The sequence below is a fragment of the Methylobacterium sp. CCH5-D2 genome (genome assembly GCF_001556475.1).
Taxonomy (GTDB): domain Bacteria; phylum Pseudomonadota; class Alphaproteobacteria; order Rhizobiales; family Beijerinckiaceae; genus Methylobacterium; species Methylobacterium hispanicum.
This window is the reverse complement of the sequence record NZ_LSIX01000070.1, coordinates 23,029-40,571: the sequence shown is the minus strand read 5'-3', so window position 1 is coordinate 40,571 and position 17,543 is coordinate 23,029. Positions and strand designations below refer to the sequence as shown.

Here is a 17,543-nt window from a genome sequence, read left to right as displayed (position 1 = left end):
GGTCTGCTCGGGCAAGGAACCGCCCCTCGATGCGGTGGGCCCCGCCCACCGCGCCGCCTGCCTCGCGCGCCAGCCCGGCTCCGGCCACCCGGACGCGCCCTCCGTCCAGGCTGCCGCATGAGCGCGGGAGAGACGAGCATGACCGACACCCCCGCCGTGATGCTGAGGGACCTGAAGGTCGCCTTCGGCAAGGTCCAGGTGGTCGATGGGGTCGACCTGACGCTGGAGCGCGGCCAAGCCATGGCGCTGATCGGCGAATCGGGCTCCGGCAAGAGCGTGACGCTGCGCGCCATCCTGCGCCTCTTTCCCGAGGGGCGTAGCCGGATCACCGGCACGGTCGCGGTCGGCGGCCGCGATGTGCTGGGCCTCTCCAAGCGCGAGCTGGCCGACTACCGCGGCCGCGAGGTCTCGATGATCTTCCAGGAGCCGCTGCTCGCCTTCGACCCGGTCTACACGGTGGGCCGGCAGATCACCGAGGCGATCCTGCGCCACGAGGGGGTCTCGCAGGCGGAGGCCCGAGCCCGGGCCCTCGCGCTGTTCGAGCGGGTGCGCATCCCGAGCCCGGAGCGGCGGCTCGACAACTTCCCGCACGAGATGTCGGGCGGCATGCGCCAGCGCGCGATGATCGCCCTGGCGCTGGCCTGCCGGCCTCAGGTGCTGCTTGCCGACGAGCCGACCACGGCGCTCGACGCCACGGTGCAGATCCAGATCCTGCTGCTGCTGCGCGAGTTGCAGCGCGACCTGGGCCTCTCGATCATCCTGGTCACGCACGATCTCGGCGCGGCGGTCGAGGTCGCCGACCGGATCAGCGTGATGTATGCGGGCCATATCGTGGAGACCGGCTCGGCCCGGCAGATCGTGCGCGACCCCCACCACCCCTACACGGTCGGCCTGCTGCGCAGCCGCGCCGAGGGGGCGATGGACCGCGGCGGACGGCTCCAGACGATCCCCGGCAGTCCGCCGGACCTCGCGAACCGCCCGGCCGGCTGCCCTTTCGCGCCGCGCTGCTTCCTGGCCGAGGAGCGCTGCCGCCGCGAGCGCCCGCCGCTCGGCGCCGTCGGCGACGGCCATCAGGCCGCCTGCTGGCGCGCGGAGGAGGCCGCTTCCGCCTTCAAGGACGGACAAATCCGGGGCGCGCTCGAGAGCGCGTGATCCCGCACGCGCCGTTCCTGTGGATCACAGGGAGGGCGCGTGTGGCACGCTTCATTCCAGCCTTAATTTTGAGTTACGAATCGACCCGGGATTTGAGTGTCGGGCGGAACCCGGTCTTCCGGGGCCGCACTGCACTCTCTATCTGCCTCGAACGACAGATTCATGGTTCCGGTCGTGCCAGCCTTCACCCGTCTCCGCGCCGCCACGAAGTCCGCCCGCACGCTCGCCCTTCTCGCGGGCCTGATGGTGGTCCCGTCCGCCGTGCTGGCCTACGCCGACCTGCTCCCGGCCCCGCTCAACCTCGACGTCCTGGGCCTCGGCTCAGACGAGCAGCCGGACCTGCCCCACGTCGCCCGCCAGATCGCCATCGGCGCGCCGCTGCGCATCGTCGCCTTCGGCTCCTCCTCGACGGAGGGCATCGGCGCCAGCAGCCCGACCAAGGCCTACCCGCCGCTGCTCGAAGCCTCGCTGCGCAAGCTCTACCCGCAGCTCGGCGGCGTCACGGTGCTCAACCGCGGCATCGGCGGCGAGCACGTGGACGACATGCTCAAGCGCCTGGACCGGGACGTGATCGCTGCCGAACCCCAGCTCGTGATCTGGCAGACCGGCAGCAACGATCCGCTGCGCGGCGTCTCCCTCGACCACTTTCGCGAGGCCACGGTCGGCGCCGTCAAGCGCCTGCAAGAGGCCGGCATCGACGTGGTGCTGATGGAGCCGCAATGGTGCCCGGCGCTCGACGCCACGCCCGGCTCCTACCGCTTCCGCGACGCGGTCCGCGAGATCGGCGACGAGCTCGGCGTGCCGGTGATCCGCCGCGCCGACCTGATGCAGGACTGGATCCGCGAGGGGAAGCTGACCCGCAAGCAGCTCTTCGCGGCGGACGGCCTGCACATGGCCGACGGCGGCTACGCGCTGCTCGCCCAGGCGGCCGCGGCCGCGATCGTCGAGGATTCGGGCCGCGTCAGCGTCGCCGAGGCCGTGGCGGAGTAAGGGCGCTCCCGCCGCGCTCCCCCCTCCCCCCTCTGCGGGGGAGGGAGAAGTGCGGGCCGTCCGGTCTCGCCTCAAACCGACAGCCAGCGCAGCACCTGGGCCTCGTCCATGTCGGCCCGCGGCCCCGCATCGACCACCTGCCCGCGGTCCATCACCGCGTAGCTGTCGCAGAGGTCGCGCGCCCACTCGAAATACTGCTCCACCAGCACGATCGCCATCTCGCCCTTGGCCCGGAGATAGGTGATGGCCCGGCCGATATCCTTGATGATCGAGGGCTGGATGCCCTCGGTCGGCTCGTCGAGGACGAGGAGCTTCGGCCGCGTCACCAGGGCCCGCGCGATGGCGAGCTGCTGCTGCTGGCCGCCCGAGAGGTCGCCGCCGCGCCGGTGCAGCATGTCCTTCAGCACCGGGAACAGGTCGTAGATCTCGCCCGGCACGTAGCGGTCGGCCCGCTTGCAGGGGGAGAAGCCCGTCTCGAGGTTCTCCTTTACGGTGAGCAGGGGGAAGATCTCGCGGCCCTGCGGCACGAAGGCGACGCCCGCCCGCGCCCGGTCGTAGGGGGCGAGGCCCGACAGCACCGTGTCGCCGAGGCGGATCGAGCCCTTGGCGATCGGCTGCTGGCCGACGATGGCGCGCATCAGCGAGGTCTTGCCGACGCCGTTGCGGCCGAGCACGGCCGTGACGCGGCCGGGCTCCGCGGTGAGCGAGACGCCGCGCAGGGCCTTGGCGGCCCCGTAGTACAGATCGATGGAGTCGACCGTCAGCATCGGTTGTCAGCCCGTTCCATGCAAATCCGGGGATCCCAAAGGGCCTCAGGCCCTTTGGCGGGGTCCGGGGCGCGCAGCCCCGGGTGGGAAGCCCTCTGCCCGGCACAGCCGGACAGAGGGCTTCGCCGCAGGGCTCTGCCCTGCACCCGCGAAAGGTCTCGACCTTTCGAAACCATGACTTGGCAGGGCGCCGGCACGGTGCTCAGCGCCCCAGATAGACTTCGACCACCCGCGGGTCGGCCGAGACCGCGTCGATCGAGCCCTCGGCCAGCACCGCGCCCTCGTGCAGGCAGGTGACGCGGCACTGGAGCGCGCGCACGAAGTGCATGTCGTGCTCCACCACGATCACCGCGTGGTCACGGGCGATCTCGCGGAGCAGCGTCGCGGTCTCGGCGGTCTCGGCATCGGTCATGCCGGCCACCGGCTCGTCCACCAGCAGGAGCTTGGGGTCCTGGGCCAGCAGCATGCCGATCTCCAGCCACTGCTTCTGTCCGTGCGAGAGATCGGCGGCCGGCCTCCCCCGGTGGGCGATCAGCCCGACCTTCACCAGCAGCGCGTCGATCCGCTCGGCCTCGACCCGGTTGCGCCAGCCGAACAGCGAGGCCAGCCCCGAGCGCGGACCCTTGAGCGCCAGCAGGACGTTGTCGGCCACCGTGTGGCTCTCGAACACGGTCGGCTTCTGGAACTTGCGGCCGATGCCGAGGTCGGCGATCGCCGGCTCGTCGAGCTTCGTGAGGTCGTGCACGCCGTCGAAGAGCGCGATGCCCGTATCGGGCCGCGTCTTGCCGGTGATGCAATCCATCATCGTGGTCTTGCCGGCCCCGTTCGGGCCGATGATCGCCCGCATCTCGCCCCGGTCGAGGGTGAGCGAGAGGCCGCGCAGCGCCCGGTAGCCGTCGAAGGTCACCCGCAGGTCGTCGAGATAGAGCAGGGCGTCGGTGACGCGCTTGGTCTGGGCCGGGGCGTGGCCGTCGTCGGGCCGGCCGGTCGCGGTGGCGCTGACCGGCGCCAGGAGGTCGGCATCGCTCATCAGCCCTGCCCCTCTTCGGCGAGTTTCGGCGCGATCTCGGGCTCGGGCGGCAGCTTGGCCTTCGCGCGGGGACTGCCGAAGCGCTCGATCAGGCTGCCGACGATGCCCTTGGGCATGAACAGCGTCACAACGACGAAGAGCGCCCCCAGCGCGAAGAGCCACGCGTCGGGCATCGCGCCGGTGAGTACGGTCTTGGCATAGTTGACGATGACCGCGCCGAGCGCCGCGCCGACCAGCGTGCCGCGCCCACCGACCGCGACCCAGATCACGGCCTCGATGGAGTTGGTGGGCGCGAACTCGCCCGGGTTGATGATGCCGACCTGCGGCACGTAGAGGGCCCCGGCGACGCCCGCCATCATGGCCGAGACCGTGAAGGCCAGCGTCTTGTAGTGCTCCGGGCGGTAGCCGAGGAAGCGCGTGCGCGGTTCGGCATCCCGCACCGCGATCAGGATCTTGCCGTAGGCCGAGACCGTCATGAAGCGGGCGACCAGGTAGCCGAGCGCGAGCGCGATCCCGGTCGCCACGAAGAGCGCCACGCGCGTGCCCTGCGCCTGGACGGGGAAGCCGAGGATGTCCTTGAAGTCGGTGAGCCCGTTGTTGCCCCCGAGCCCCATGTCGTTGCGGAAGAAGGCCAGCATCAGCGCGAAGGTCATCGCCTGCGTGATGATCGACAGGTAGACGCCCGTCACCCGCGAGCGGAAGGCGAGCCAGCCGAACACGAAGGCGAGCAAGCCCGGCACCGCCAGGACCATCAGCGCCGCGAAGGCGAAGTGGTCGAAGCCGAGCCAGTACCAGGGCAGTTCCTTGTAGTTCAGGAACACCATGAAGTCGGGCAGGACCGGGTTGCCGTAGACGCCGCGCGGGCCGATCTGGCGCATCAGATACATGCCCATCGCGTAGCCGCCGAGCCCGAAGAAGGCGCCGTGGCCGAGCGAGAGGATGCCGCAATAGCCCCAGACGAGGTCGAGGCTGAGCGCGAGCAGCGCGAAGGCGAGGTACTTGCCGAAGAGCGAGACCAGATAGGTCGGCAGGTGCAGCCCGGACCCCTCGGCGACCCCGAGGTTCAGGAGCGGCACCACGAGGCAGAAGGCGGCCAGGGCGGCGAGGAAGATCCAGCCCTTGGGGTCGATGAGGCGGGTGCGGGTCATGCTCAGGACTCCACCGCCCGGCCCTTGAGCGCGAACAGGCCGCGCGGGCGCTTCTGGATGAACAGGATGATGAAGACGAGGAGCGCGATCTTCGCGAGCACGGCGCCGAAATACGGCTCGAACAGCTTGTTGGCGACGCCCAGCGTCAGCGCGGCCACCAGCGTGCCCCAGAGGTTGCCGACGCCGCCGAACACCACCACCAGGAACGAGTCGATGATGTAGCCCTGGCCGAGGTTCGGCGAGACGTTGTCGATCTGCGACAGCGCCACGCCCGCGATGCCGGCGATGCCTGAGCCCAAACCGAAGGTCATCGCGTCGACCCAAGGGGTACGGATGCCCATGGCGGCGGCCATGCGGCGGTTCTGGGTGACCGCACGGGTCTTCAGGCCGAACGCCGTCTTGCGCAGCACGAAGAGCAGTCCGAGGAAGACGGCGAGCGAGAACAGCACGATCCAGAGCCGGCCCCAGGTGATCGAGAGGCCGAACAGGTCGAAGGCGCCCGACATGAAGCCCGGCGAGCCGACCTCGCGGTTCGTCGGCCCGAAGATCGAGCGCACGGCCTGCTGCAGGATCAGGCTCACGCCGAAGGTCGCGAGCAGGGTCTCCAGCGGGCGCCCGTAGAGGAACCGGATGATGCCGCGCTCGATCGCGACGCCGACCGCGCCCGCGACAAGGAAGGCGCACGGGATGCTGATGGCGAGCGACCAGTCGAACAGGCCGGGCGCGTGCGCCCGGATCGCGTCCTGCACGAGGTAGGTCGTGTAGGCGCCGAGCATCACCATCTCGCCGTGCGCCATGTTGATGATGCCCATCACCCCGAAGGTGATGGCGAGCCCGATCGCGGCGAGCAGCAGCACGGAGCCGAGCGACACGCCGTACCAGACGTTCTGTGCGGCCGCCGCGATGGCGAGCCGGGTCTCGACCTGCTGGATGCCGCGGCCGGCGGCCGCCTTCACGGTCTCGTTCGGATCGCTGGCCGCGACGGTGCGCAGGATCGCGATGGCGTCGCCGTCGCCCCGCGCCTGGATCGACGGCAGGGCGGCGAGCCGCTCGGCGTCCGGCGTGCCGGGCTTAGCCAGCAGCACGGCGGCGCGGGCGGCGGCGAGCGCGCGCTTCACGCCCGCATCGGATTCCCGGGCGAGCGCCGCGTCGAGCGCGGGGAGCGCCACGGGATCGCGCGCCTTGAAGACCGCGTCGGCCGCCTCTCGGCGCCGGGCCGCGTCGGGGCTGGCGAGATTGAGCTGACCCTGCGCGGCGTCGAGTGCACGGCGGATCTTGTTGTTGGCGCGGACCGGCTTCAGCCCCTCGGCCTGGGCCGGCGCACCCGTGCGGGCATCGGCGAGGGCGTCGCCCTGCTTGATGAAGAGCGCCTTGTCGGCGGGTCGGTAGAGCAGCCGGCCCTCGCCCAGGGCGGAGAGCACCGCGCCCGCGCGCGGGTCGCCGCTCGCGGCGAGCGCGGCGATGCCGGCCTCGATGTCGCCGTAGCTGTCGCTGGCGAGCCGCGTGTAGGCGTCGGCCGGGACTGCGTCCTGCGCCACGGCCGGCGCGGCAAGGCCGAGCAGAAGCGAGAGGATGATGATGCGGATCATGGAACTCGGGTCCCCGCGGTCGCGCCGACACGCGCCGTCTCGGAGGGATCTGCAGATGTGCGGTGCGTCCGGCATCACGGCGTCATCCCGGATCCGCCAGGGCGGGCCCGGGATGGCACCAGCGCTATCGAAGGCTTCGGCTCAGGCGCCTCCGCACTTCTTTGTCTTGGTGTTGTAGTTGCCGCAGTTGAGCTTGACCCAGTCGGCCTCGAGGTCCTTCGAGCCCTCGAGCTGCTTCGACCACGCCTCGCCCGGAATCAGGCCCTCGGTCTTGTTCACGACGTCGAACTGGCCGTCGTCCTTGATCTCACCGATGAAGACCGGCTTCGTGATGTGGTGGTTCGGCAGCATCTGGGAGGTGCCGCCGGTGAGGTTCTTCTGCTCGGTGCCCGGCAGCGCGGCGATGACCTTGTCGGGATCGACGGTGCCGGCCTTCTCGACGGCCTTCACCCACATGTTGAAGCCGATGTAGTGCGCCTCCATCGGGTCGTTGGTGACGGCCTTGGGGTTCTTCTTGTAGGCCTGCCACTGCTGGATGAAGGCCTTGTTCTCGGGCGTGTCGATCGACTCGAAGTAGTTCCACGCCGCGAGATGGCCGACGAGCGGCTTCGTGTCGATGCCGGCCAGTTCCTCCTCGCCGACCGAGAAGGCCACGACCGGGATGTCGGTCGCCTTGATGCCCTGGTTGGCGAGTTCCTTGTAGAACGGCACGTTGGCGTCGCCGTTGATAGTCGAGACCACGGCCGTCTTCTTGCCGGCCGAACCGAAGCTCTTGATCGCTGCGACGCGGGTCTGCCAGTCGGCCTGGCCGAAGGGCGTGTAATTGATCGAGATGTCCTCGGGCTTCACGCCCTTGGCCGTGAGGTAGGCTTCGAGGATCTTGTTCGTGGTGCGCGGATAGACGTAGTCGGTGCCCTCCAGCACCCAGCGCTCGACCTTCTCCTCCTTCATCAGGTAATCGACGGCGGGAATCGCCTGCTGGTTCGGCGCGGCGCCGGTGTAGAACACGTTCCGCTCGCTCTCCTCGCCCTCGTACTGGACGGGGTAGAACAGGATCGAGTTCAGTTCCTTGAACACCGGCAGCACGGATTTGCGCGAGACGCTGGTCCAGCAACCGAACACGGCCGAGACCTTGTCCTTGGCGATCAGCTCGCGGGCCTTCTCGGCAAACAGCGGCCAGTTCGAGGCCGGATCGACCACCACCGGCTCCAGCTTCTTGCCGAGCACGCCGCCCTTCTTGTTCTGCTCCGCGATGAGCATCAGCATCGCGTCCTTCAGCGTCGTCTCGGAGATCGCCATGGTCCCCGAGAGCGAGTGCAGGATGCCGACCTTGATGGTCTCCTGCGCCCGTGCCGTGCCGGCGCCCAGTGAGGCCAGCGCCACGCCGCCGGCGAGCGCCGCGGCGGAAACCCAGGTCTTCAGTCTTGTCATCATGCCGTTCCCCGGCCGCTTTCCGCGGCGGCAGCGCTCAAGCAACGTGCATGCCAGGAAGCCGCGGGCACGGATCTGCGTGCCGAATGAACAGGTGGCTCGCTCCAGCGGCAGGTGCGATGCCGCGCAGCGTCCAGATATGCTTGCAGATTGGGCATGTGGCGCGCAAAGGGGCTCGACCCTCGCACGCGCTCTTCGCGTGACGATGGATGTCCAGCGTCGCCATCCGGTCCGCGCCCTGCTAGGCGACGGCGGCGCGGACGTTGCCCGCGACGCGGGCGGACAGGAGCGCGGCCGGACATGAACGAGGCGGTTCCGCCCCCCGCACCCGCGCGCCAGCGCTCGGTCGGCCGCGTCGCGCTCGTGGCGGAGGGGCCGGGGCCGGCGCGCTTGCGGGACCTCGCCGAGGCAGGCCCCCTGCGCCTGCGCTTTCCCAGGCGCCACGGCGCGGCGGAGACCGAGGCCGTGCTGGTCAACACCGCGGGCGGCGTCGCCTGCGGCGACCGGTTCGGCGTCGCGGTCGATCTCGGCGCGGGCGCCCGCCTCTGCTTCACCAGCACGGCGGCGGAGAAGGTCTACCGCTCGGACGGTCCGGTCAGCCGGATCGAGAACCGGGTCCGGCTCGCGGCGGGCGCACACCTCGCCTGGCTGCCGCAGGAGACGATCCTGTTCGATCGGGCGCGGGTCCGGCGGCGCTTCGAGGCCGACCTCGCGCCTGATGCCGGGCTGCTCATCTTCGAGGCGGTGGTCTTCGGCCGGACCGCCCGCGGCGAGGTGCTGAGCGAAGCCCTGTTCGAGGATATCTGGCGGGTGCGTCGCGGCGGCCGCCTCGTCTACGCGGATACGCTCCGGTTCGAGGGGCCGGTCGGCGCGCTGCTCGCACGCCCGGCGATCGGGGGCGGAGCGGCCGCCTGCGCCACCCTGCTCGACCTGTCGCCCGGGGCCGAGAGCCGTCTCGACGCGGCGCGCGGCCTGCTCGACGGCGCCGGGGCTCTCGGCGTCGAGGCCGGCGCGAGCGCCTGGAACGGTCATCTCGCGGTGCGCATGCTGGCGCCGGGAATCGGTCCGTTGCGCGCCCTCGCGGTGCGCTTCCTCGAAGGCTACCGCGCGCTGCCGGTGCCCCGAGTCTGGCAGGGCTGACCCCCCGCGTCGGCTTCGGTGCAGAACCTGCACGTGTCCCGTTGCGTCGCGCCCGTCGCCTTGCTAGACACCGGCCACCCCGAGCCGGCCGCCCGGCGCGGGTGCGCGAAGCCTCCGCACGGGGGCGCACGCCGAAGGCCTCGTGGCGGAGTGGTTACGCAGAGGACTGCAAATCCTTGCACGGGGGTTCGATTCCCTCCGAGGCCTCCAAATTTACTTACAAATCAAACACTTAGGTTATACGGGCTGCTATGGGATGCGGCCCGCATACCCGTTTTTGACCCCCATTCACTACCAAGAGTACTCCGCGGGGAGTAGTCAAAGGACCTGAACTCCTCTGCACCCTCTGCGCTCTCATGAGCCGGTCAGAAGGGCTATGAGGAGGAACCCACCGCGTAGCTGGACGAGGGCCCAGGGCAGCCACACGGGCGGCCTTGGGTCACTCCTTTGTTTCCTCAAGGATGCTGAGGGCCAGCTTGCGGGCTTCATCGCGGGTGAGGATGAGGCACCGGGACGCCTGAGCGAGACCCCCAGCTTCCTCATTCTTCCGTAGATGCTCCGCGTAGGCCTCGCACTTCTTCTGGTCCCAGAGGCGGCTATGGGCGGCAATGTCGTAGGAGCGGACCGAGGGGGCACCACCGGGCGCGGTGAGTACCATGGTCACGAGGATTGCGTAATGGATCTGGTCTCTCCCTTAGTCGGCCAGCGTGAGTCGGAGGGCTTCGCGGTCCTCAGCATCTAGAGGCACGCAGTACCCCCGGGCCGAGGCGCCGGGTCCGAACCGCTTGACCGCGCCAGCGTTGCGGCTGGCCGTCAGCTTTGGGTCGTCAATATCGCGCTCGCATTCGGCCTTAGTGTAGGCCTCGGGGATCATGGTGGGACCGATGACCTCCCCCTGTCCGTTCAAAATGACGATAAGTAAAAGCCATTTCATCGACTTAGCCCCTAGGTGATGCTCTCGGCCAGGGCAAGGGCATCGTTGCCGGACACGAGAACTCACTGAGGAACCACCACAAGCCGTTCACCCACGCGCACCTACTCAAGCCGAGGCATTTGGAGAAAGCAGGCATCCATGGTCATCAAGCGAGGCTCGATCTGAACTGCGTTCCTCTCCGATGCGCCCGCGGCGGTCAGGAGGATGTGGCGGAGACTTAGCTCGGCCTAAGCGTGCTCGAGCTGGCACTCATCATTGGGCCCCAGGATACGAGGATGCATATGGGATACACCCACCTAAGGTCCGTGGTGCCGTCAGTCAAGTTGGGCGACCATCTGGTCAATCGGTTCTGAACGCCAAGCTTAGAGTGGAGCCGCACGCTCAAGGGCGTGGCGCAACGGCAGCGGTTGACGGGATGGCAGGGCTCATACTTAAAATAGCAAGAGTTAGTGGATCATGAGGACGAATCTTGGGCACCGCCGATATTCAAATCTTCGATGCATGGGACCCGCTCGACTCAACTAGCGGTGCTGATCCTGGGATTGTCATCAGCGCTCAGAAACGTGAAATATCAAATATTCTCAAAAGCTACACTGGTTACTACGACCTTTTTGCCGAGTTGATTCAAAATGCTTTGGACGCAGTTGAGAAAAGAGTGGAACAAGATGGATATTTAGACGGCCAGGTATGGGTTTCTGTTGATTTAAAGCAGCAAATCGTGACTGTGACCGATAATGGTTGCGGTATGGATGAGGCCCAATTTAAGCAATTCCTAAGGCCAAATTTCTCGTTCAAATCGGGACCGATTTCGCGTGGCAGCAAGGGGGTTGGGGCTACCTACCTTGGTTACGGTTTCAATCACTTGCATATCAGCACGCGTATTGGCGACAAGATCTACTCCGGCTTGATCGAGAACGGCCGGGCTTGGGTGGAGGACACGACGGGCACGATTCCGAGGCCGCGCATTATTCACCGTCCCCCTATGGAAGGTCCGTTCAATGCCTTGGATCGCGGCACATCTATCACTGTAAAACTCTCAGGTTCCAACATACGGCCGAAAAGTCTGGCCTGGAATCAGGCGAGTACCGCGAGTCAGTGGCTTGCATTGCTCCGCATTATGACACCAATCGGTGGAATATATTTGGCGGGCACGACTGCTCCCAAGATTAAAATTCATATTAAAGTCATAAACCAAAGCGGAGAACCGAGTGAGGATGGACTGGACAATCCTAACTACCTCTATCCGCATGAAAATATAGCGAAGAGTGTAGCGCTGGGAGATTTTATCGATTGGCAGACACAGACGATTAAAAAAGGCAATGATGCAACGAAAATTCCAGCAAAGTTTACGCGCTTGAATGGTTTGTGGGGAGCTTGGAGTGCTGCTGAGCTGCTCGGGGAGGTGCCCAGTAACTGCCCGATACAACTTCGACTTGATAGCTCAGAAAGGCAATTGGCCAAAGAAGCTCAGTTGTCAATTTACCTATATCTGGCTTTCTCCACAGATCTGTACGACGGTTTTAACGATACGCAGTTGAAATTACGAAAAGGAAGCCGGTTTCTCCATGGTGGATTACAGCTTTCTACTCGTCATATGCCTCAGGGGCCAACCTTAACAATCCCGATGACCAATAACATAGGATTCCAGAACCTAGCTCACGTTATCGTCCACTTTGACAACGCAGAACCCGATCTAGGCCGCAAAGGATTCCAGCCTGAATTCACGCAGCTTGCCGAAAAGATTTCCGTTTCCGCCGTTACGGCATTCAGAAAGCGATACAGTCTCCTGAGAAAGCCTGGCGCTGCAAAGATATTTGGCGGCGAAATTAAGATTGAGCAGTGGATTAGAAATCAAGAGGAGCACGAAAAGGATCATGCCTTGACTATCACGGGGGCGGGCTTGTTCTTGCCCACGGAGGAGTTGCCCATTCGTTCTGAGCCGAGGGTTGAGCAAGATGTCGTTGCACTCTTTAACCAGATGCTTTCATCTGGCCTGGTCCGCGGTATCCAGTTGATATCAAGTTCACAATTCAACCAATACGACGGTCTCTATAGGGTCAGGATGGACCCGCCGTTTGACAAATTCATCCTCGGTTCCGCCAACCCTCTAGGCATCGAAGGTGAATTTTTCAATTCAGACGAGCCGTACATCTCAAAAATCAAGGTGCTTGAGTATAAACACTCATTAGACTCTCTGGTGGAAGAGTTCCAATCTGGCGTGAAGGCCGTGGAAGACATCGGTTTGGTCGTCACTTGGGAAATGCATGATAAGTGGCGCCAAATGTTCGATGCTGTCTGCTTGTTCGATGAGGATAACACGCATCATCGTCAGATACATGGCACGACCCATTCCTTTACCCACTCTGTTTCTGGTAATCATGCATTTGAAGCGATAATACTGAAAGATTTAGTAGCCTATCTCAAGGACCCCAAAGGTGAGGTTGCGCGGCAAAGGAAGTTCCTAGATCAAGAATGAGCGTGAGCTACTGCGGAAGCGCATCGTTAAGTTTGTCGTTCATGATGGCTTCGTCCTCGGCAGGTCTGGAGATTTTAGCTTCAGCTTGCTGAGGTCATGCCTAGTTCTTCCGGTGCATCTGATGAAGGTGCCACCTAAAGTCGATTCAGCATGTGGGGCGCAAATTTAAAGCATCGGATCTGCTGATTTCTTGCTCGGTGGCGAATGATATGTAGTTTTGGCGGTGCATACCGCCGTAGTTTCGTGTGAGAGAGTATGCTCAGGCGTACGAGGTCGAACAACAACACGACCTTTTACCCCAGATTTTGAAATTGGGTGGCGTGAGCCTCGTCCGAGAAAGCGAACGGCAGAGGGACCCGTGGAGTCCCAGGCCACCTCCCCTGCGTACCCCGCCAGCCTGCCTCAGGGCCTGGCCGTGGCCCTGCGTGGCGCACTCAGCGAGTGTCCATCACATATGGCCGGGGTGTCTTCTCCGTTCGTCCCGGACATTGGGCCTCAGGAACGCGAGGATGCCCGTGTAGGACCGAGGGCCCCTCACCAGGCCGACGCCTTCACCACTACGCTGCCCATCAGAGCGAAGCAGAGGCCAAGGTAGCCAACCCCGAGGAATGCCAGGCGATTGCCCCAAGCCTTGTCGCTCAGTCTCATGAAGAAGGCTGTCACAACGAAGGATATGAACCACAGTATCTTGGAGCCCTTAGACAGCCTCAGTGACCTCGGCGGCGGCCTTGGGGTTCAACACCCGGTGAACACTCATGCGGCTGATCCCGAGAGCCTTAGCGATGGCCGAGGGGCCGGAGCCAGCCGCATGCATCTCTCGAATCACTTCGGGCTTCACGGTCGGCTTGCGTCCCGGGTACTTCTTCTTCCTCTCTCGCTCGTCGCCACTCTTGATGGCTTCAATGCCGGCCTGCTGGCGCTCCCTGATGAACTTGCGCTCCATCTCGGCGACCATGCCGAGCACCGTGACCAGCATGTGCCCAGTGGCATCCTTGGTGGAGAACGCCGGTTCCAAGACCGACAGGAAGGCCCCCCTGCCCTCTAGTTCATGGACAAGGTTGAGCACGTCACGAGTGGAGCGACCGAGGCGATCCAGCTTCACCACCATAAGCTCATCACCGTCCCGGATGAAGCTCATGATGTCCGCTAGCTCATCCCTGCCCTCTCGGGTCTTGCCGCTGGCCTTCTCGGTGCGGACGATGGAGCATCCCGCTTCCTTCAGCCGAGCAACCTGCGTGGCGTGGTCCTGATCCGCGGTAGAGACGCGGGCGTATCCGATGCGCGTCATAAGGGGCCTCAATGTCACATATGGGTCAACCCGAACTTGATGACGTAACACGAGGCTGACTGCAAGCCTATTGTGACGCTCGAAGCGTAACAGCGGTCATGTCGCGTACGGGCACACCCTTGTGTGACACCGCGAACCATCCCCCGGTCTTCATCGGGGAGGACGGATCGGCTCTCCTGGCCTCCGAGCTTACAAGACAGACGGTTAGAGGCGGCTCGCAGCAGGATCGCTCGGTTTGCCTGTGGCGTCAGAGGGATAACCACGATCAGAGGGCGAATTTTACCCTCCTCTAGAGAGCGGGGGCGCTCAGGGGCCTAGCCAGAATCACTCGGTTTGCCCGTGTTACCAGTGGGATAGCTTCGATTGAGGGTCGAATTATCTCCCTTCTAGAGAAACGGGGTGGGCCAGGGGCTAACGAAGCACCCACTCGGAATCGCTTGGTTCTCCCGTGATTCCAATGGGGTAGCCCCGGTTCGGGGCCGAATAGCCTCCCCTCTAGAGAGACGGAGCGTCAAACGCGCCTTCTCGCGGGCCTCTACGGTCCTCCCAATCCACTCATTCAGCCAGGGGCCTTCGGGCTCCTTTTTTGTTGTCACGAAGGACACACAACATGATCACACGCCGATACCGGGAGCCCCGTGGGCTCCACTCGGATCAGGCCGAATATGGCTTCTACGTCAGGCTATCTGGAGCCGACCGGGAGTTGATGAAGCGTGCCCTTGAGGTCGCCACCGAACGCCTTGGTGGTCGCCCCAGCAATCCGATGCTCCTCGTGGAGATGATGAAGGTCTTCACCAATGGGGCTGAGGCATGATGCCGACACGTAAAGCGGACACACCGTCACCGCTGATCTCGGCGACACGTGGGAGTGGACCACGGGTCTCTTTCGTTGGGCGCAATCCGGAAGCCTCGTTCCTGCCGTCGATGAGTGGGTTCGCTGGTGGCGTCACGGGCTTCCTAGGGGCCAACCCCGAGGCAGTGCTCCTCAACGATGGCACCGATGGCCTGATGCGCCTTGGTCCTGATCCTCGGGCAGGAAGGGCTCAGGCTGATGCTCAAGCTCAGAACGACAACGAGACATCTCAGGCAGAGCTTCACGCCATCGTTGAGGCTGCCACGAAGAGGGAGCAGGCGGAGAGGACAGCGGCGGCTCTGATCCAGAGTCAGGCACACGGACAGGCCGGGGCTCAGGAGGCCTTCATGGGCGGATCAGGAAGCCCCAGACGGCCGGCGCCCACGATGGTGCATCCCAGAGCGGCTGGTTTGTTGGCGAGGCTCAGCGCTCAAGCTCGGACCATCCAGGGACTGCGCTGAGGGGCCGGGGGAGGATCAGGGCTGCATCGGCCAAAAAGCCGAGGTGCGTCGCGAAGGTCATCCTGGCCCCCCTTTCCTTACGGGCCCCTCTATAGAGGACCTGAGGGGAGCCGCGGATACAAGGTCAACTTCCGGCATCTGAGGCATGTCCTAAGTGACCTCTATCATTAACGCAAGCAATCACAACTGTAGGAGTGGACCTAGAGAACGCTATGGATGATGCCTTTGATGATGAACTAAATGGCGATGATAAGAAGGAGCACAAAGATCACACTTGGTACGACTACAGGCTCTTCTCAGGTCCGGGTGAGCTTCAAGGCCTAGTGTCAACTGTAGCGTGCTTGGTGGACAGAGCGGAGCGTGCTTCAGGTTTGCGACAGAGGGCAAGGAGGCCTAAGGATGAAGCGAGTTTCCTGCTTGCTCTCGATAATCTAGTTTCCAATCTGTCGTATGTGATAGTCAAATGGAATGATCCAAGGCCTTTGGTTGTGTCTCGGAAAAAGGGGTGCACTCGGGACAGAAACACTAGGAACCTTCCGGTAAAGACATTCCTGAGCTGTCTGGATGCCTTGATTCTCTCCGGCCTTGTGGATCAGAAGCTCGGCGCTGAGGGGGGGCGGACTACCACCATCGAACCGACCCCGGCCCTTCTAAGCATGATCCGGGGCCAGGTACTCAGCTTCGGGAGCTTCCGCCGCGAGCCCGAAGACGCCCTGGTGGTTCTGAAGCGTGTTACCAAGGTCGAGGGACAGGGCAGGCCGCAGAAGCCTAGGCGCGATCCAGTGCCCCTCCCCTTCAGCCCGGAAGTGCGGGCTATGTCCGATCAGATTGCCGGCCTCAACGCCTTCCTGAAGGATGCGGACCTGAGCTTTATCGATGATGGTCTTATCCCACAGGTCGATACGGCCCACTACCGGACCCTCGTCAGAACCTTCACGATCCGGGGGGGCCAGGATATCCGCCTCGATCAGGGTGGCAGGCTTTACGGCCAAACCTTCTGGCTGAACCTCGCCTCAGAGCGCCGGAGCGGTCTCAGGATCGATGGTGAGCCGGTGGCTGACCTCGACTTCGTCAACCTGGGGCCTCGCATCGGATACGCCCTGTTGGGTCAGGAGCCTCCCTCGGGGGACCTTTATGACCTCAGCGGACTTCTACCCGGGTACGATCATAGCAATCGAGACCACCGTAGGGCGATCAAACAGGCGTTCGCTGCATGCCTTAACGGGGGCGCCGGGGGGAGCCGAGGCATCAACCAACGGACGGGTAAGCCCGGCATCCTCGCACCCCTACCTGCGGGCACCACTGCGGCTAAGGTCCGAGCGGCGATCTTCGAGAAGCACCCCGGGTTCGAGGTGTTTTACGAGAGGGCCAAGGCTGGGGAAGTGGCCGTAGGCTTCGCGATCATGTTCAAGGAGTCTTGCATCCTCCTGAGTGCCTTGGAACGGCTGAAGGATGAAGGGGTGGTCGGTCTGCCATTTCACGACGGGCTGATGGTGGCGCGGAGCAAGGCTCAGATCGCCAAGGATACTCTCACAGCGGCTTCGAGAGATGTCCTGGGAGTGGAGCTGATTGTCGAGCTTAAGGCCGTCTACGGCGAACCTGAGCTAGCTTCTCAGCTCATTGCTGCCTAGCTGAGGCGCGGATGTTTCGTTGCCTCCGCAACCAAGTGAGGACCAAACGATCGGTCCGAAAGCATAAACCTCTGGGACTCCAGAAGCTTTTTGTCCTATTAAGACACAAAGGTTCAGGGGGACGGCGCGCTTTGAACCATGGTCCAGCCTCTTCCTTACTAAAAGGTGACAGCAGGTCTTCAGTCGGAGAGCCAAAGCACGGCCATCGGTTGCCTATGCGACATCATGGCTGTGTCCGCGTGACAGGCTGAAAAATTGTACCACGGCGCTGCAGCTCAGCCCCCGTGACAGGATGGATGGCACGGAGAACCCGCCACGCTGGAGGACTCTACCCTTCAAGATGGCCCTCCGCTGCTATCCCGTGGTGCTTCGTATGAGGGGCGTCGCCTGATTTTGTGCTTAATTTACAATAACATAGCTTCTCGTATGGCATAGCAGCTAGCGGCTGTAAGGACCGTCAGAGCCTTCGATTTTGCCTCAATTTTGGGTGGAAACTACTCCCCGAGTGCAAACGGGTTGCTATCAAATGGGAGTAATCGGGGCGCCTAAACCGGTGATTCGCTCGATATCTCAGTGACATACGTTCTGCTATGTGGTAGCAATTCAGGTTGTATGCACTGGACTGCAAATCCTTGCACCCCGGTTCGATTCCG

Annotated in this window: 12 protein-coding genes and 1 tRNA gene; 7 read left to right on the top strand and 6 right to left on the bottom strand. The window is 64.1% G+C overall.

Annotation, left to right across the window (positions count from 1 at the left end):
* The first annotated feature begins 138 nt into the window (after nt 1-138).
* A complete protein-coding gene (locus AX737_RS01620) occupies nt 139-1,152 on the top strand; it encodes an ABC transporter ATP-binding protein (protein ID WP_156453464.1) in 1,014 nt (337 codons plus the stop codon).
* Nucleotides 1,153-1,314: 162 nt separating this feature from the next.
* On the top strand, nt 1,315-2,142 hold the full coding sequence (locus AX737_RS01615) for a GDSL-type esterase/lipase family protein (protein ID WP_066918457.1): 828 nt from the start codon (nt 1,315-1,317) through the stop codon (nt 2,140-2,142).
* Nucleotides 2,143-2,213: 71 nt separating this feature from the next.
* On the opposite strand, the gene urtE is transcribed toward AX737_RS01615, so the two are convergent.
* From urtE to urtA, 5 genes are all read right to left on the bottom strand, one after another.
* The gene (urtE, locus tag AX737_RS01610; protein ID WP_066918455.1) at nt 2,214-2,909 is read right to left on the bottom strand and encodes an urea ABC transporter ATP-binding subunit UrtE; all 696 of its coding nucleotides are present in this window, start codon (nt 2,907-2,909) and stop codon (nt 2,214-2,216) included.
* Between the two features lie 202 nt (nt 2,910-3,111).
* Nucleotides 3,112-3,939, bottom strand: coding sequence for an urea ABC transporter ATP-binding protein UrtD (urtD, locus tag AX737_RS01605; protein WP_082772811.1), 828 nt, complete (start codon nt 3,937-3,939; stop codon nt 3,112-3,114).
* A complete protein-coding gene (urtC, locus tag AX737_RS01600; protein WP_066918453.1) occupies nt 3,939-5,087 on the bottom strand; it encodes an urea ABC transporter permease subunit UrtC in 1,149 nt (382 codons plus the stop codon). The genes urtD and urtC overlap by 1 nt, the downstream gene beginning before the upstream one ends.
* Before the next feature lie 2 nt (nt 5,088-5,089).
* On the bottom strand, nt 5,090-6,676 hold the full coding sequence (gene urtB, locus AX737_RS01595; protein WP_066918451.1) for an urea ABC transporter permease subunit UrtB: 1,587 nt from the start codon (nt 6,674-6,676) through the stop codon (nt 5,090-5,092).
* A gap of 141 nt (nt 6,677-6,817) precedes the next feature.
* The gene (gene urtA, locus AX737_RS01590) at nt 6,818-8,107 is read right to left on the bottom strand and encodes an urea ABC transporter substrate-binding protein (protein WP_066918463.1); all 1,290 of its coding nucleotides are present in this window, start codon (nt 8,105-8,107) and stop codon (nt 6,818-6,820) included.
* A gap of 300 nt (nt 8,108-8,407) precedes the next feature.
* On the opposite strand from urtA, the gene AX737_RS01585 reads away from it, so the two are divergent.
* The 3 genes from AX737_RS01585 to AX737_RS31690 all read left to right on the top strand — a co-directional run bounded on the left by AX737_RS01585 (nt 8,408) and on the right by AX737_RS31690 (nt 12,657).
* Nucleotides 8,408-9,247 carry an urease accessory protein UreD gene (locus AX737_RS01585; RefSeq protein ID WP_066918449.1) on the top strand — a complete coding sequence of 280 codons (840 nt, stop codon included), beginning with the start codon at nt 8,408-8,410 and terminating at the stop codon, nt 9,245-9,247.
* Between the two features lie 136 nt (nt 9,248-9,383).
* Nucleotides 9,384-9,457 (top strand) — tRNA-Cys (locus tag AX737_RS01580).
* Between the two features lie 1,193 nt (nt 9,458-10,650).
* Entirely contained in the window at nt 10,651-12,657 is a 2,007-nt protein-coding gene (locus tag AX737_RS31690; RefSeq protein WP_197430416.1) for an ATP-binding protein, read from the top strand.
* A 697-nt stretch (nt 12,658-13,354) separates the two neighbouring features.
* On the opposite strand, the gene AX737_RS01565 is transcribed toward AX737_RS31690, so the two are convergent.
* The gene (locus tag AX737_RS01565) at nt 13,355-13,945 is read right to left on the bottom strand and encodes a recombinase family protein (protein WP_066918442.1); all 591 of its coding nucleotides are present in this window, start codon (nt 13,943-13,945) and stop codon (nt 13,355-13,357) included.
* A gap of 610 nt (nt 13,946-14,555) precedes the next feature.
* Here AX737_RS01565 and AX737_RS01560 point away from each other — a divergent pair.
* Entirely contained in the window at nt 14,556-14,759 is a 204-nt protein-coding gene (locus AX737_RS01560) for a hypothetical protein (RefSeq protein ID WP_066918441.1), read from the top strand.
* 712 nt (nt 14,760-15,471) lie between these two features.
* Entirely contained in the window at nt 15,472-16,890 is a 1,419-nt protein-coding gene (locus AX737_RS01555) for a hypothetical protein (protein WP_156453463.1), read from the top strand.
* Nucleotides 16,891-17,543 lie beyond the last annotated feature (653 nt).